The following is a 14,822-nucleotide window of genomic DNA, read 5'->3' as shown; positions in this document are numbered from 1 at the left end:
CCGTTATCCAAGAATGCATTCGATCCATGGGTCTTTCGATTCCATCCGAATGCACCCCAGTTCCTCCTTCAGCTGGGAAAGTTCAGTTCTTCCATTCAATACTTCATTATTGAAAGCCACTCGACGTAATTGTAAATATTTCGCTCTTTTGACCGCAAAGTCGATCAACTTAGTTTGAAACTTTTCAGTGGCCATTCGGTCATTCATAAATAAACAAGTGATTTCAAGCATCTGTTTTTTAGAGATATTCAGCCATAAAAGTCCTGCATCCTCTTCATCATTTGAAAATACATACACTTCCTCGTTGTCCTTCATAACAAATTGTTTCTTGAGCAATGAAGAGGAAATTGTATCAGGAAGTTTTCCTTTTTGATCTATTGATTTAAGGAGTTCCAAATCTGTTTCAGGATCAAATTGATAATAAATCAACACTTTTCCTCCTCGTTCATATATACGAACTTTCATTAAGTATTATACGCTGACCGCATGATTTCCTTCAACTTAACCAAAACAAGGAAACTTTGTAAAGACAAGCCTTAGACGATAGCTGAGTTATAATAAGTCAAAAAGTAATTGCTTTTCCTTTGTACGTCCTCTTCTTACCGAAACGACCAGCTTATGTACCTAAATTGAAGTAAGTAATTTATGCTTTCTTTAAACACTTGATTCTGCTAATGAACTTTGAAACGAAATTCGTGACACTCCTGCGGGAACAGCGAGCCAGGCGAGACCCCACAGCTCGGAACGAGCGAGGAGGCTTGTGGATCGCCCGCGGAAAGGGAGTGAATTTCGTTTAAATCAACAATAAAAACCAACAGATGTAAATACACAAAAAAACAGCCCTGTAACCAGAACTGTTCAATACTTTATGATCCCGATGGAATTTTCACTCCCATAAGTCCCGATGACACTACCTAACTTAATACAACGGATCTTTTTGAATGTATCCAAGGAAAATTGCTCTTTAAAGCTCTCAATGACAACCTGCTTAGAAGGGTAACTGTGTACGATCAATAATTCTCCGTGGTCCTCTCTCCAGTCATGAATCATTTCAGCCAGTTTTTTAATCCCTTTCTTTTTACCCCGGAAGTTTTCAAGAGTTTCTACTGTCCCCTCTTTTATCTTAAGCAAAGGTTTGATATTCAAAAAGTTACCGACTTTACCTTGTAATGTTGAGATGCGACCGCCTTTTCTCAAGTTCTCTAATGTTTCGAGTAGGATGATCCCTGTTACATCTTTCTTGCGTTCTTGTATTTTTTGATAGACTTCTTCTGGTGTATGACCCATTTGGATTAATTGATCGGCAAATTCCAACAAATAAATAACTCCAGCTGAAACCGTCTCTGTATCAACTAAATAAAGCCTTTTTTGCTCTTCTTTACTAAACATTTCATTGGCTACGTTAGCACTTTGAAAAGTACCGCTTAAATTACTCGCGATGCCTAGATAAATTACTGAATAGCCTTCTGAAAGTAATTCTTTGAATGTATCGAAAAATTTTTGGGGTGCAGGCTGGCTCGTTTTAGGCAGCTCTTTTGAATTTCTCATTTTTTCATAGAATTCTTCATGGGTGATAGTAGTGCCATCTAAATAGGTATCTTCCCCTTTAAAATTAACGTTCAGCGGGACTACTTTCAATGGAGTGGTAATTTCTATGTATTCTTCTTGTCCTAAAAAATCACTCGCACTATCAACTACTAAAGCTATCTTCATACTCTATCCTCATTCCTATCCATACTCCGCATAGTCTCTCATACTATCGTAGTGTGTTTTCAGATAAAATACAACTATTTTAGATTAAAAATAAATGGCTGAATGCTTTTGACAAAATAAAGATGAAAAACGACCCCCTTTTACGGAGATCGTTTTTATAAAAAATTAATTTTCCTTCAATTCTTCATCATATAGGTGACAAGCTACATAGTGACCTTCTCGAGCTTCTTGCCACTTAGGTACCACTTTCGCACATACATCCATCGCATGTGGACATCTTGTACGGAAACGGCAGCCGCTAGGTGGTGATACAGGAGATGGTACATCACCTTCAAGAATGATACGCTCACGGCTTCGCTCAAGCTCCGGATCTGGAACAGGAATCGCAGACAGTAGAGCTTGTGTGTATGGATGCAAAGGCTCATTGTAAAGCGTGTCACTTTCAGTAAGCTCTACAAGGTTACCAAGATACATAACCCCGACACGGTCACTGATATGCTTGACCATTGACAGGTCATGTGCAATGAACAAGTATGTCAAACCGCGCTCACGCTGAAGCTTTTGCATCAAGTTGACAACCTGTGCTTGAATGGATACGTCCAATGCTGAGATAGGCTCGTCAGCAATGATGAAATCAGGATCTACTGCTAATGCACGGGCAATTCCGATACGTTGACGTTGTCCACCACTGAATTCGTGCGGATAACGGTTCGCATGTTCTTTATTCAGGCCGACCGTTTCTAGAAGTTCATATACACGATTCAGTCTTTCTTCCTTCGTCTTTGCAAGTCCGTGAATATCAATACCTTCAGCAATGATATCTTTTACAGTCATCCTTGGGTTCAATGATGCATAAGGATCCTGGAAGATCATCTGCATCTTTCTATTGAACTCTTTTAGCTTCGCTTTATTTTTCTTACCATGGACATCTTCACCGTTGAAAGTGACAGATCCGTCTGTAGCACCATATAGGCGGATGATCGTTCTTCCAGTCGTAGATTTACCACAACCGGATTCACCAACTAGACCTAACGTTTCACCTTTATAAATATCAAATGAAACATCGTCTACTGCTTTCAACATTTGCCCTTTGCCCATGTTGAAGTATTTCTTTAGATTCTTTACTTCTACTAATTTCTCTCTTGTTGCCATTATCTTGCACCCCCAACTGATGCCTCAACCGGCTTTTCAACTTTAGGTGCTCTTTCATCCAATAACCAGCAGGCTGCTTTATGCGTACCAGAAACTTCTGTAGCATCAGGCATATGATCTACACAAACCTTCATCGCATGCGGACAACGTGCAGCAAATGGACATCCTTTTGGAGGATCACTCAAGTCAGGAGGTGAACCTGGAATTGCGATTAGATCACTTCCAGCAGTACCAAGCTTCGGCATTGAAGCTAACAATCCCCAAGTATAAGGATGCTTCGGTTTATAGAAAATTTCGTCAACAGTTCCGGTTTCAACAATCTGTCCTCCATACATGACGGCAACACGTTGAGCAGCATTCGCTACGACACCCAGGTCATGTGTGATCAGGATGATTGCTGTACCAGTCTTATCTTGTAAATCTTTCATTAAATCAAGGATTTGTGCTTGAATCGTTACATCGAGTGCAGTTGTCGGCTCATCCGCAATCAAAATCTTAGGATTACACGCGAGCGCAATGGCGATAACCACACGTTGCCTCATACCGCCCGAGAATTGGTGCGGGTATTGTTTCAATCGTGCTTCTGCATTCGGAATACCGACTAATTTCAATAATTCAAAAGCACGATCTGTAGCTTGAGCCTTGGACATCTTCTGATGGATCCGAAGCCCTTCCATGATTTGTTTACCCACTGTCATCGTTGGATTTAATGACGTCATTGGATCCTGGAATATCATTGATATTTCTGATCCCCTGATTTTTTGCATTTGTCGTTCGGAGTATTGTGCTAGATCTTTCCCCTGGAAGAGAATTTGTCCTTCTTTAATTCTACCAGGCGGGTTAGGGATCAATCGCATAATACTTTTAGACGTTACGGATTTACCTGATCCTGATTCACCAACGATCGCCAGGGTTTCACCTTTTTGCAATTTGATATCGACACCACGGACGGCTTGTACTTCACCGGCAAAAGTGTCAAATGATACATGTAAATTCTTGATTTCTAAAATGTGTTCCATCCTCTTCACCCACCTTCTATTAATCTCTCATCTTCGGATCAAGCGCATCTCGTAATCCATCAGCCACCACGTTGAATGCGATCATGACCAAACTGATGATGATCGAGGGATAGATCATCATATGAGGGAAGATCTGCATATTACGATATCCTTCTTCAATCAATGTTCCTAATGATGCTAGTGGCGGTTGTAATCCAAGACCGATAAAACTTAAGAATGCTTCGAAGAAGATTGCAGATGGAATCGTAAACATCGTATTGATGATGATGACACCCATTACGTTCGGGATCAAGTGCTTGGAAATGATCTTATTATCGGATGATCCCAGCGTTCTAGAAGCTAAAACGAATTCTTGGCCCTTTAGTTTCAACATTTGGCCACGGACAATCCTCGACATTCCAATCCAACCGGTTATTGTCAGGGCAACGGTTATCGATATAATTCCTGGGTCTAAGACGAGTATCATCAAGATAACGACGACCAGGTTCGGAATTCCAACCAGTACCTCTACGATACGTTGAAGGACGTTATCGACACGGCCGCCATAATAAGCTGAAATACCGCCATAGATAACCCCGATCACCATATCGATTGCAGCCGCTAATAAAGCGATATATAAAGAGATACGAGTACCTTGCCATACACGAGTCCAAAGGTCACGTCCAAGTCCATCTGTACCAAACCAGAAATACGTTCCTTCTTCTATGCCCTTCATTTCATACATATCATTACCCATGTCATCTTTTCCGTCCATGATTCCAAGGTTTTCAAGTCCAGGGACTTTAGCTGGAAGATTCGCACGGGTCAGTTTCTGATCATCAAATCCAAAATCGTTCATCATAGGACCGAATATTGCAAGGATCGTCAGAGCGAGTAAAACGATGCAACCAGCGATGGCTGATTTATTTTTTCTTAACCGCATCCAAGCATCTTGCCAGAAGCTTAGACTTGGACCAGCAATCTTCTCACTCTTTTCATTGCTAAGATGTGCAGGCTGGAAAAGTTCATCATTTACATAATTTTCACGTTTACTCATTACTCTTTCCCTCCTGCCAAACGGATTCTAGGATCAATGACTCCATAAAGGATATCGACGATCAGAATCACCAAAATCAAGAAGAATGAGAAAAACAAAGTTGTCCCCATTATAACTGGATAATCGTTTGTCGTAATCGAACGGACAAATTGTTCCCCAAGTCCTGGTACTGCGAATATCTGCTCAACGACCAACGTACCAGTCATCAATCCAACTGCAAGTGGTCCTAAAATAGTGATCAATGGAATCATCGCATTTCGAATACCATGCTTGAATACAACAGCAAAACCACTTACACCCTTTGCTCTTGCAGTCGTGATAAAGTCCTGATTCATGACCTCAAGCATCTCAGTCCGGGTAAATCGTGCAGAAACGGCTACTACGAACACAGCCAATGCAATCGTTGGCATTACTGAGTATTCCCAACCTTCCCAGAAGGCGACAGGGAACCATTGTAACTTAACGCCAACATAGTATTGAAGCAAAGCTGCGAACACGAAGCTAGGAATCGATTTACCGATAACTGCGATGAATGTTGCACCATAATCCCAAATCGTGTTATAGCGGATTGCTGATATGATACCAAGTAAGATACCAAATATTGCCCCAAAAATGATCGATTGAAGTCCAAGTTGTGCAGATGGACCAATTCTACTCATAATTAAATCTGTAACATTCCGTCCATCATATTGGAATGAAACACCTAAATCACCGGTTACTACATTAGCCATATATTTTACATATTGAACAGGGACGGGGTCATTAAGTCCATATTTTTCAAGTATAATCGCTTCTTGCTCAGCCGTTAACTTTGCCGCGTTACTTAAAGGTGTACCCGGCATGATTTTCATCAAGAAGAATGTAGCTGACGCAATGAGGAACAGGGTGATAAACATATAAATCACACGTTTTAAAATATACCCTTTCATCCTCTTCCACCTCCATGTATGCCTTTTTGTCTATTGAAGAAGTCCAACGAATGGTTTATTATTTTCTGAAAACTATCCATTAACAGGGAAAAAGAGAGTATACGTCATTCAGGCGACATATACTCTCCTGATACTCTCCCTTTACTGACTAAACTTTAAGTTTCCTCTTACTTTTCGATGTAAGCCCACTTATAGCTGTAGTCAGGCCCAAATGAGTTTTGGTAAACGTTCTTCACGTATGGCTTCCAAAGCTGAGCACGAGCACGTTGGTAAAGTGGTGCAAGTACTGCTTCTTCTTCAATCAAGAGTTTTTCAGCTTCCAACATTGCTTCAAAACGCTTTGCAGGATCAGAAGTCAATGTAGTCTTAGCGTCCTTAACAAGTTGGTCATACTTCTCGTTAGAGAATCCAGTCTTGTTATGTCCACCGTCAGTAACCCACATGTCGATGAATGTCATTGCATCTGCATAGTCAGGACCCCAACCAGCGTTTTGCAGGTCATAATCCATGTTTTCATCAAGCTCTAGACGTTGTTGGAATGGAACACCTTTCAACTTGATTGTCAAACCAGGAAGATTCGTTTCAAGTTGGTTCTTAAGGTATTCGTCCATTTTCTTCGCTACTTCAGAGTCTCCACCAAGAATTTCTAGTGTAAGCTCTTCTTTCCCTAGTGCTTCTAAACCTTTTTCCCAGTGTTCTTGTGCTTTTTCAACATCGTTAGAAATCAGGTCTCCATTCAACTCACGGAAGTCTTCACCAGTTTCTGGGTGAGTGACGAATCCTTTTGGAACGAAGTAGTTTGCAGCTAGTGATCCGTTGTTCAAGATGACATTGACAAGGTCTTCCTTGTTTACAGCCATTTGAATCGCTTTACGGATATCTACATTCGCAAGATCTTCACGCTCTTGGTTCATCTTAAGGTAGAACATTACTGGCTCTTCGAAAGTTTTGTATTCTTCATGATCTTTATATTTGTTTACATATTCAGAAGAAAGGCCAACACGGTCGACTTTTCCTGTTTCGTAAAGGTTTACGCCAGTTGCAGTTTCTTTAACAACTTTTACGTTGATTTGCTCTAATTTTACAGATTCAGCATCCCAATAATCAGGATTCTTCTTAAGTACCCAACCTTCTTCATGTTTCCAATCAGTAAGGGTGAATGGTCCGTTGTAGATAAGGTTCTCATCTTCTAATGCGTATTGGTCGCCTTGCTCTTCAACATATTCTTCGTTTTGTGGTAAGAAAGTTGCGAAAGTAGTCAAACTGATGAAGTAAGGAACTGGTTGCTCAAGTTCAACCTTCAACGTTTTCTCGTCAACTGCTTCTACACCAAGCTCCTCTGGATCCATTTCGCCAGCCATGATAGCGTTAGCGTTTTTAACGTCTCCAAGGATGAAGTTGTATTGAGATCCTGTGTCAGGATTTACAGCTTTTCTCCAAGAATAAACGAAGTCATCTGCAGTTACAGGTGTTCCGTTTGACCATTGAGCGTCACGAAGTTTGAAAGTGTAAGTCTTCTCATCGTCACTTAATTCATGGCTTTCTGCCATACCTTCAACAGGCTCCATGTTTTCTCCAAGACGGTAAAGACCTTCCATTGTCTCTGCCATAACTTGGAACGCTACAGCGTCAGTTCCCATTACAGAGTCCATTGTCGGGATCTCTGCGCCTTCAAGTATGTTCAATACTTGAGGTACATCTTTGTTACCGCTATCTTTTCCATCCTTGCTGTCTTTTTCGCCGTCAGCGTTATTTCCGCCGCCGCCGCTACATGCAGCAAGGAACATGCTCAACACTAATGTTAGTGTTAAAAGCAATGACCATTTTGACTTTCTCATGTCTTAATGACCTCCCCTAAATATTGGTGAAATTATGCGAACGTCACCCTCAGAAAATGTCAGATTTTTTAAGGAATTTCGTTCACATTTTGTATTATACAAGTTTTCACAAAATTTTGCATGCACTTTTTTAATATATTTTACAAAAACCCTATGTTCATTACGGTTTGATAACAATAATTAGGACTTTTGAACCACTTTAAAAATCGGCATCTTTGGGTAGAGAGTGCTTAAAAATAGAAGTTTTTGCATAGAAGATACACCAAACGGTTGATGTAATGGTATTTATCGTTAATAGAAATGAATGAGTTATGCAATTGTCATTCATTATCAAATATTCTGACATATTACACGTGCTTTAACAGTGTTTAGGGTATTGCTACGATAAACTTCTATCGTGTATCATCAATAATGAGGTGACATAATGCGATTGATTAGACAATCCACATATTTATTAGCACTTTTGCTTGTAATCGGCTCTGGTTTTATGTATTTTTACTACGACAACATTACAGTTGTAACATTCATAAACTCTGTCTTCCTGATTTCGATGCTCTACATCATGTTCGGCGGTCTTATGTTCGTTACAAGAGGCGGATTTTTCGATGCATTCACGTTGAGTTTCAGAAAGTTCATGAAGAAAGGTACGAAAATGGGTGAAATCATGGATGACGTCGAAAATATGCAATTACCATCAGAAGCGTTTGAATATACCCTTTCAGAACCATTGCTGATTACGGGATTGCTCGGATTTTTGACAACGGTATTGATTTCTTTTACCATTTGATATTGCAAATTGATTTCCAATTGTATATACTATCGTTAATAAAATTTGTTATTGCGATGAGGAAGAGGAGTACACTGAATTCCCCTTTTAAGAGAGTCTGTGGTTGGTGAGAACAGACAAGGTCATCGGTGGAATGGGCTTCTGAGCTATCAAACCGAAACATTTTGTAGTAGGCTTTGACGTAAGGTCCTGACGTTATCCTGGACACTCTGTACTATAGGCTGATGTCTATACGCAGAGAACTGAGTGATTCTTTATGAATAATTCTGGGTGGCAACGCGGTGCAATCGTCCCATAATGGACGGTTGTGTCGCGTTTTTTATTTTTTCTTTAACAGAACATATAAGGAGTGATTTTCATGGCAACAATCTTTTCTGGTGTAAAGCCGACAGGAATCCCGACACTAGGGAACTATCTCGGCGCATTGAAGCATTTTGTAACCTATCAAGAGGAGCATGATTGTTATTTTTGTGTGGTGAATCAACACGCCATCACAGTCCCTCAAGATAAACTGGAACTTAGAGATAATTCCAGGAATTTATCTGCATTATATCTAGCTATTGGAATTGATTCGGACAAATCAACTTTGTTCATCCAATCAGAGGTCCCTGCCCACACGAAAATGGGATGGATCATGCAATGTATTTCCTATATTGGGGAACTTGAGAGAATGACGCAATTCAAAGATAAATCGGAAAATCGGATTGGTGTTTCTTCCGGGCTTCTTACCTATCCTCCTTTGATGGCAGCGGATATCCTGTTGTATGGGACGGACATCGTACCCGTCGGTGACGATCAGAAGCAGCATCTTGAATTGACGAGGGATTTGGCCGAAAGATTCAATAAACAATATAATGAAATCTTCACCATACCAGAGGTGCATATCCCGAAAGTTGGCGCACGAATCATGGATCTCGGAGACCCGACGAAAAAAATGAGCAAATCTGATGAGAATTCAAGTGGTTTCATTTCAATGCTTGACGATGAAAAGACAATCCGCAAAAAAATCAAACGTGCGACAACAGATTCAGATGCCACTGTAAAATATGACAAGGAAAATAAACCTGGTGTCGCAAACCTTCTCACGATCTATTCACTTTGTTCTGGAAAATCGATTGAACAATTAGAGGCAGAGTATGAAGGTAAAGGGTATGGAGACTTTAAAGAAGGTGTTGCTGAAGCAGTAATCGGTCAACTCAAGCCTATCCAGGAGCGTTATTATCAATTACTCGATTCCGATGAGCTTGATGACATCCTTGATAAAGGTGCAGAGAAAGCTGAATTCGTTGCCAACAAAATGCTTGCAAAAGCTGAAAGGGCAATGGGTTTAGAACGTAAAAGGAAAAAGAAGTGATAAAAGGGATGATCGTTGCGATCATCCCTTTTGCTTTATTGTTCATTCAGTGCTTCAATCAATTTTTGAGCCGTACTTTCACTTGACATCGGGTTTTGCCCTGTTACAAGGTTTCCATCTCTAACTGAAAAGTCGGTCCATTTATCCCCTTGGACGAACTTTCCACCCTTTTCTCTAAGTGTTGTCTCAAGTAAAAACGGCATCTCTTCAGTCAGTTGCATTTCTTTTTCTTCTTCATCGGTAAAACCATTGACTTTTTTCCCTTTTACCAGTGGGGTACCATCCTGGTAAGTTACATTGACTAAACCGGATGGTCCGTGGCAAACAGCTCCAATCACTTTATTTTGATCAGCCATTTTGCCGATAATTTTTTGCATCAATTCATTATCTGGAAAGTCGAACATCGTACCATGTCCACCTGGTAAAAACACGCCATCATATTCTTCCTTCAGGTCATTTTCAGTTAGCTTATCCGTTTGAGTCAATTTGTCTTGCGCATCAGCGAATTCCTGCTTCTCTTCTTCAGGAATACTATTTGGGTCAAGTGGAATCTGGCCGCCTTTTGGACTCTTGACCGTTACTTCATACCCTTGATTTATAAAAAGGTTATACGGTACAGCGAATTCCTCCAACCATAAACCGGTTTCCTTTTCATCATTTATTTTATCTGCATTCGTTACAATCATGAGGATTCTTTTAGACATGATAAACCTCCTTGTAGTTAATTGTACAACTGACAATTCCCTTCAACACATGCATTTAAACGTATCAAATAAAAAAGAGCTGATCAGCGTCAGCTCCTCTGTTGGTTTACATGTGTTCCTTTTTCTAATTCCCATATTTTCTCAAAGTAAGGTTGTCCTTTTATCAGCCGTTCACAGATCGACTGATGCTTTGATGTCCACCCTTGACATACTTCATTATAGAGAGCTCTCCATGCTTCATCAAAACTCATCATCTGGATATCTGTATACTTTTCTGGAATCCATTCTGTGTACCAATATCTGGCTTCTGCTGTATTGCCGCTCGTATACATCTGGTCAAGGGCCATGAATAACAATTGCTTCAGCTGTCGTTCACGACGTGTCAGGCCTTTCATATCCTTAGGGTCTGGGGAGAGGATATGGTATTCCTTTTTTTGTTCATTTGTAGAATCGAATGTGTATTTCTTCGGATCCAATTCTTCAGCCATTTCATATACCAATTGTTCTTGCCGTGGAATCATCCTGCTTTTACGGATCGGAATTTTATATCCCATCGTATCCACAACAAGACATTTCTTTCCGTCCGTCGCAATCATGCAATACTCGATTTGTTCTCTCTGGTTGTTTTTACGGATATAACTCTTGTTTTTTACCTCTCGCAACAGTTCCTCAGGCAATTCACTCAAGTCATTTTCTATGTAGTTTAAAAGAGGTGATTCCATCTTGATGATCGGGACTTGATCGAGAAGTTCGATGAAGTCTTCCTTCCTCCATTCATGGAATTCACAAACATTATAACCGTTCTCTTCGCCTTCGAACCAGTTTACCCAAACGTCTCTTAAGTACAACATGTATACCCCTCACTTTACAGGATTTACTGTTTTGTTAAAATCAGTATAGTCAGAGGGCTACAAATTTATTCTTTAATCGCACTTTTTTTAGTCGACAATTGTACATTTTCGTCAATTCTCATCGTTTTTATCATTGAAGGAAGGCAAATAGATACTGCCCCATACCAACAGCAAACCGACTATGAATAAAATGGACTCAACCCGCGTCAGGATGAAGGCTAAATAATTAACAAATCCATGGCCGGTTGTAATCAAATTTAAGAAGGCTATCAAGCTGACCCCGCCTGAAACAGCAAAGCTGAATCCTAATAATAGTAAGAATAGTCGAAAAACCAAAGCCCTCATCTCCTATTAGAGTGCTTGTATACATATGTTAATTCACTATATGGGACATGTAGTCAGGTTATGACAACTATTCATTGCTAAGTTTCTACTATTATAATGTGTGCACGAAAATCCACTTCATCAATTTACTCCTGCTGTTGTTTCTTGTTGATTTAATCCCTTAAATACGATTCTTCAAAAACAACTTTAATAAGATATAAAAAACTGATGAGATAATAATCCCATCAGCCTTTTATTATTTCTATTAATCCGTATATCGTTTGAATAATAGCGCTACGTTATGGCCTCCAAAACCTAAGGAGTTACTCATGACTGTATTGACTTCTGCTTTTCTTGCTTCATTCGGTATATAATCCAAATCACATTCAGGATCAGGAGTTTCGTAATTGATGGTCGGTGGCATGATATTGTTTTCAATCGATTTGATTGAAAGCACTGCTTCCAACCCGCCTGCAGCACCTAACAAATGTCCTGTCATTGATTTCGTTGAACTGATCGCAAGCTTTTGCGCGTGATCACCGAATACTGATTTAATCGCCATTGTTTCATATTTATCATTAAAATCAGTGCTTGTACCATGGGCGTTCAAATAATCGACTTCACTAGGAGACATCCCTGCATCCTTCAAAGCGATGTTCATCGCACGTACGCCGCCTTCTCCTCCTGGAGCTGGAGCAGTAATATGATAGGCATCACCAGTTGAACCATACCCTACAATCTCTGCATAAATTCTAGCTCCGCGTTTTTGAGCTGATTCCAACGATTCAAGTACAAGTATTCCAGCCCCTTCACCCATGACGAAACCATCACGATTTGCATCAAACGGACGGCTTGCAGAGGAAGGATCGGTATTGAAAGATAAAGCTTTAGCCGATGAGAATCCGGCCAAGGCCATGTTTGTGATCGGCGCTTCCGTCCCACCGGTGATCATTACATCAGCATCACCGCGTTGAATCGCTTTAAACGCATCTCCGATTGAATTCGCTCCCGATGCACAAGCCGTAACCGTACATGAATTGATTCCTTTTGCACCGAGCATGATCGATACCTGACCTGAGGCCATATCCGGGATCATCATCGGTACGAAGAAAGGACTGACACGCCGTTGCCCTTTTTCCATGAAAACCTGGAATTGCTGTTCATACGTTTCCATCCCGCCGATTCCAGAACCGATCCATACACCTACTCGATCTGCATTATCATCTGCGATGGTTAAGTCAGCATCTTTCACAGCCATCTGTGTAGCTGCAATTGCAAATTGAGTAAAGCGGTCCATCTTGCGTACATCTTTTTTATCCATGAATTGTGCAGGGTCGAACTCAGTCGCTTCCCCAGCTACTTTTGCAGGGAATTGATCCTTGTCTCTTCTTGTCAGTTCACCGATTCCTGATTTTCCATTGATAATGTTCGTCCAAGTCGTCTCTGTATTATTTCCGAGTGGAGAGACTGTACCCAGTCCTGTAATGACAACTCGTTTATTCATAGTCTAATTCAGCTCCTTAAAAAACTATTTTCCCCATCTTAACGCGACTGCACCCCAGGTCAATCCTCCGCCAAAACCTACGAGTACAAGTACATCTCCATCTTTTATCTTACCTGATTCCCTAGCTTCGACCAAGGCAATTGGAATTGAAGAGGAGGATGTGTTTCCAAACTTTGCGACAGTGGAGGCCATTTTTTCCTGAGGTAAACCAAGGCGTTCCCGTGCAGCCTCCATAATGCGGATATTTGCTTGATGTGGGATCAAAAAGTCTACGTCCTCTTTTTGTAGTCCTGCTTTTTGAACGACCTTCATGGAGGATTCAGGCATTTGTCTGACAGCGAACTTGAATACCTCACGTCCGTTCATGTATAAATGGTCACCGTTTTGGAATAGATGCTTTGCCCCTGAACCATCAGAGCCCATATCGAACGATAAAATACCCTTCCCATCAGACACGGGTGCGATGACTGCTGCACCTGCTCCATCCCCAAATAAGACAGCGGTATTCCGATCTTCCCAATCCGTGATTTTTGATAACTTTTCAACCCCGATGACGAGCACGTTTTTATAAGTATCAGTATCAATATATTGCTTTGCCGTTATCATACCATAAATGAACCCCGCACATGCTGCACTTATATCCATAGCTACTGCATTATGTGCTCCAAGCCTTTCTTGGATTAGACAAGCTACGGAAGGGAATCCATAATCACCAGTCACTGTAGCGACTAGAATCAAATCAATATCAGCTGCGTCCAGGCCTGCATCTGCCAACGCTTCATTTCCAGCTCTTTCTGCCATATGGGATGTATCCATATCATTATCTGCTATTCTTCTTTCTTGGATTCCAGTTCTTGTACGGATCCATTCATCAGATGTATCGACGATCTTTTCAAGGTCTGCATTGGTCATCACACGTTCCGGGACATATCTGCCAATTCCGATTACGCCTGCATTCATTTTATTACCCCTTTTTGTATGACTTTTCTTAGTATCTTATATTATGACTTGGTACTAATTTTAATCCAATATTTCTATATTGTCTAGTTATTATCATTGGTTTTTATTCTATGTATGTGTTAACGATGCAGAAATTCGCCCTTTGGATAATTCCGGAAACGTTTATCGAAGGAGGTTCCTTTGTATGATAGACTGATGTTTTTATGGTTTTCCTGTCCGAAGTTAGGCCGGCTTCGGGATGCTTTGCCTTTATTTCTTGCGTTCCTGTCCGAAATTACACTATCTTCGAATATTGCTACAAGAGATTTCTACTAAAATCAATGTATAGAACAAAACATGGAACATCCCTCGACGGCATGCTCATTAAAGCCGGAACAGCGTAGGATAAGTTTAGTTTAGATCAAGAAAAGCTTCTAAGAATTCTCATCGCAGCCTCGGAACATGAAATCATTTTGTGTTGAGTCCAGCGCGAGTTAGGGAGCTTTTGGGACCGCCAGCAAAACTTAAACCCTTTCAAAAATCGATGTTTTTATCCGATTATGGAAGAAAAGCAGAATAATAAGGGCAATATTGGATGGTATTTATTCATAAAATGCAGAGGTTGGACGTAAATAAGGTAAAATGATTGCTCAGCTTATATGAAATTCTGAT

14 protein-coding genes and 1 other annotated feature are annotated in these 14,822 nt (G+C 40.5%); of the genes, 2 read left to right on the top strand and 12 right to left on the bottom strand.

Features of this window, described 5'->3' with window-relative positions; translation table 11 throughout:
* Positions 1-3: 3 nt before the first annotated feature.
* The 7 genes from KOL94_RS02710 to KOL94_RS02680 form a co-directional block, all read right to left on the bottom strand.
* Entirely contained in the window at positions 4-429 is a 426-nt protein-coding gene (locus KOL94_RS02710) for a hypothetical protein (RefSeq protein ID WP_221563841.1), read from the bottom strand.
* Positions 430-858: 429 nt separating this feature from the next.
* Positions 859-1,713, bottom strand: coding sequence for a DegV family protein (locus KOL94_RS02705; protein ID WP_221563839.1), 855 nt, complete (start codon positions 1,711-1,713; stop codon positions 859-861).
* Positions 1,714-1,878: 165 nt separating this feature from the next.
* Positions 1,879-2,865 carry an ABC transporter ATP-binding protein gene (locus KOL94_RS02700; RefSeq protein ID WP_221563837.1) on the bottom strand — a complete coding sequence of 329 codons (987 nt, stop codon included), beginning with the start codon at positions 2,863-2,865 and terminating at the stop codon, positions 1,879-1,881.
* Positions 2,865-3,884 carry an ABC transporter ATP-binding protein gene (locus tag KOL94_RS02695; RefSeq protein ID WP_221563835.1) on the bottom strand — a complete coding sequence of 340 codons (1,020 nt, stop codon included), beginning with the start codon at positions 3,882-3,884 and terminating at the stop codon, positions 2,865-2,867. Before KOL94_RS02695 ends, KOL94_RS02700 begins: the two co-directional genes overlap by 1 nt.
* Before the next feature lie 19 nt (positions 3,885-3,903).
* A complete protein-coding gene (opp3C, locus tag KOL94_RS02690) occupies positions 3,904-4,920 on the bottom strand; it encodes an oligopeptide ABC transporter permease (RefSeq protein ID WP_221563833.1) in 1,017 nt (338 codons plus the stop codon).
* Positions 4,920-5,849, bottom strand: a complete 930-nt coding sequence (opp3b, locus tag KOL94_RS02685; protein ID WP_221563831.1) for an oligopeptide ABC transporter permease — start codon at positions 5,847-5,849, stop codon at positions 4,920-4,922. Before opp3b ends, opp3C begins: the two co-directional genes overlap by 1 nt.
* Before the next feature lie 167 nt (positions 5,850-6,016).
* Positions 6,017-7,687: a peptide ABC transporter substrate-binding protein gene (locus KOL94_RS02680; RefSeq protein WP_221563829.1), complete on the bottom strand. Its 1,671-nt coding sequence runs from the start codon at positions 7,685-7,687 to the stop codon at positions 6,017-6,019.
* A 424-nt stretch (positions 7,688-8,111) separates the two neighbouring features.
* Here KOL94_RS02680 and KOL94_RS02675 point away from each other — a divergent pair, with 424 nt between their 5' ends.
* Both KOL94_RS02675 and trpS read left to right on the top strand, forming a co-directional pair.
* Positions 8,112-8,474 (top strand): DUF3899 domain-containing protein, encoded by a 363-nt coding sequence (locus KOL94_RS02675; RefSeq protein ID WP_221563827.1) that lies wholly within the window; start codon positions 8,112-8,114, stop codon positions 8,472-8,474.
* Positions 8,475-8,521: 47 nt separating this feature from the next.
* Positions 8,522-8,772 (top strand) — a binding site (T-box leader).
* A gap of 60 nt (positions 8,773-8,832) precedes the next feature.
* Positions 8,833-9,828 (top strand): tryptophan--tRNA ligase, encoded by a 996-nt coding sequence (trpS, locus tag KOL94_RS02670; RefSeq protein ID WP_221563825.1) that lies wholly within the window; start codon positions 8,833-8,835, stop codon positions 9,826-9,828.
* Positions 9,829-9,863: 35 nt separating this feature from the next.
* Here trpS and KOL94_RS02665 read toward each other — a convergent pair whose 3' ends face one another.
* The 5 genes from KOL94_RS02665 to KOL94_RS02645 all read right to left on the bottom strand — a co-directional run bounded on the left by KOL94_RS02665 (position 9,864) and on the right by KOL94_RS02645 (position 14,171).
* Positions 9,864-10,532 (bottom strand): type 1 glutamine amidotransferase domain-containing protein, encoded by a 669-nt coding sequence (locus tag KOL94_RS02665; protein ID WP_221563824.1) that lies wholly within the window; start codon positions 10,530-10,532, stop codon positions 9,864-9,866.
* Between the two features lie 89 nt (positions 10,533-10,621).
* Positions 10,622-11,383: a YjbA family protein gene (locus KOL94_RS02660; protein ID WP_221563823.1), complete on the bottom strand. Its 762-nt coding sequence runs from the start codon at positions 11,381-11,383 to the stop codon at positions 10,622-10,624.
* Between the two features lie 111 nt (positions 11,384-11,494).
* Complete coding sequence (locus tag KOL94_RS02655) at positions 11,495-11,719, bottom strand: YuzI family membrane protein (protein ID WP_260412181.1); 225 nt, start codon at positions 11,717-11,719, stop codon at positions 11,495-11,497.
* 253 nt (positions 11,720-11,972) lie between these two features.
* Positions 11,973-13,211 carry a beta-ketoacyl-ACP synthase II gene (gene fabF, locus KOL94_RS02650; RefSeq protein WP_221563821.1) on the bottom strand — a complete coding sequence of 413 codons (1,239 nt, stop codon included), beginning with the start codon at positions 13,209-13,211 and terminating at the stop codon, positions 11,973-11,975.
* A 24-nt stretch (positions 13,212-13,235) separates the two neighbouring features.
* Entirely contained in the window at positions 13,236-14,171 is a 936-nt protein-coding gene (locus KOL94_RS02645) for a beta-ketoacyl-ACP synthase III (RefSeq protein WP_221563820.1), read from the bottom strand.
* Between the last annotated feature and the right edge of the window lie 651 nt (positions 14,172-14,822).

The sequence above is a fragment of the Alkalihalobacillus sp. TS-13 genome (genome assembly GCF_019720915.1).
Lineage (GTDB): Bacteria > Bacillota > Bacilli > Bacillales > Fictibacillaceae > Pseudalkalibacillus.
This window is presented reverse-complemented; position numbering and strand designations above follow the sequence as displayed.

Coding starts and splice junctions, on each gene's coding strand:
- trpS (WP_221563825.1), top strand. CDS start 8,833: ATGGCAACAATCTTTTCTGGTGTAAAGCCGACAGGAATCCCGACACTA.
- opp3b (WP_221563831.1), bottom strand. CDS start 5,849: ATGAAAGGGTATATTTTAAAACGTGTGATTTATATGTTTATCACCCTG.
- KOL94_RS02700 (WP_221563837.1), bottom strand. CDS start 2,865: ATGGCAACAAGAGAGAAATTAGTAGAAGTAAAGAATCTAAAGAAATAC.
- KOL94_RS02695 (WP_221563835.1), bottom strand. CDS start 3,884: ATGGAACACATTTTAGAAATCAAGAATTTACATGTATCATTTGACACT.
- KOL94_RS02645 (WP_221563820.1), bottom strand. CDS start 14,171: ATGAATGCAGGCGTAATCGGAATTGGCAGATATGTCCCGGAACGTGTG.
- KOL94_RS02680 (WP_221563829.1), bottom strand. CDS start 7,687: ATGAGAAAGTCAAAATGGTCATTGCTTTTAACACTAACATTAGTGTTG.
- opp3C (WP_221563833.1), bottom strand. CDS start 4,920: ATGAGTAAACGTGAAAATTATGTAAATGATGAACTTTTCCAGCCTGCA.
- KOL94_RS02660 (WP_221563823.1), bottom strand. CDS start 11,383: ATGTTGTACTTAAGAGACGTTTGGGTAAACTGGTTCGAAGGCGAAGAG.
- KOL94_RS02665 (WP_221563824.1), bottom strand. CDS start 10,532: ATGTCTAAAAGAATCCTCATGATTGTAACGAATGCAGATAAAATAAAT.
- fabF (WP_221563821.1), bottom strand. CDS start 13,211: ATGAATAAACGAGTTGTCATTACAGGACTGGGTACAGTCTCTCCACTC.
- KOL94_RS02675 (WP_221563827.1), top strand. CDS start 8,112: ATGCGATTGATTAGACAATCCACATATTTATTAGCACTTTTGCTTGTA.
- KOL94_RS02705 (WP_221563839.1), bottom strand. CDS start 1,713: ATGAAGATAGCTTTAGTAGTTGATAGTGCGAGTGATTTTTTAGGACAA.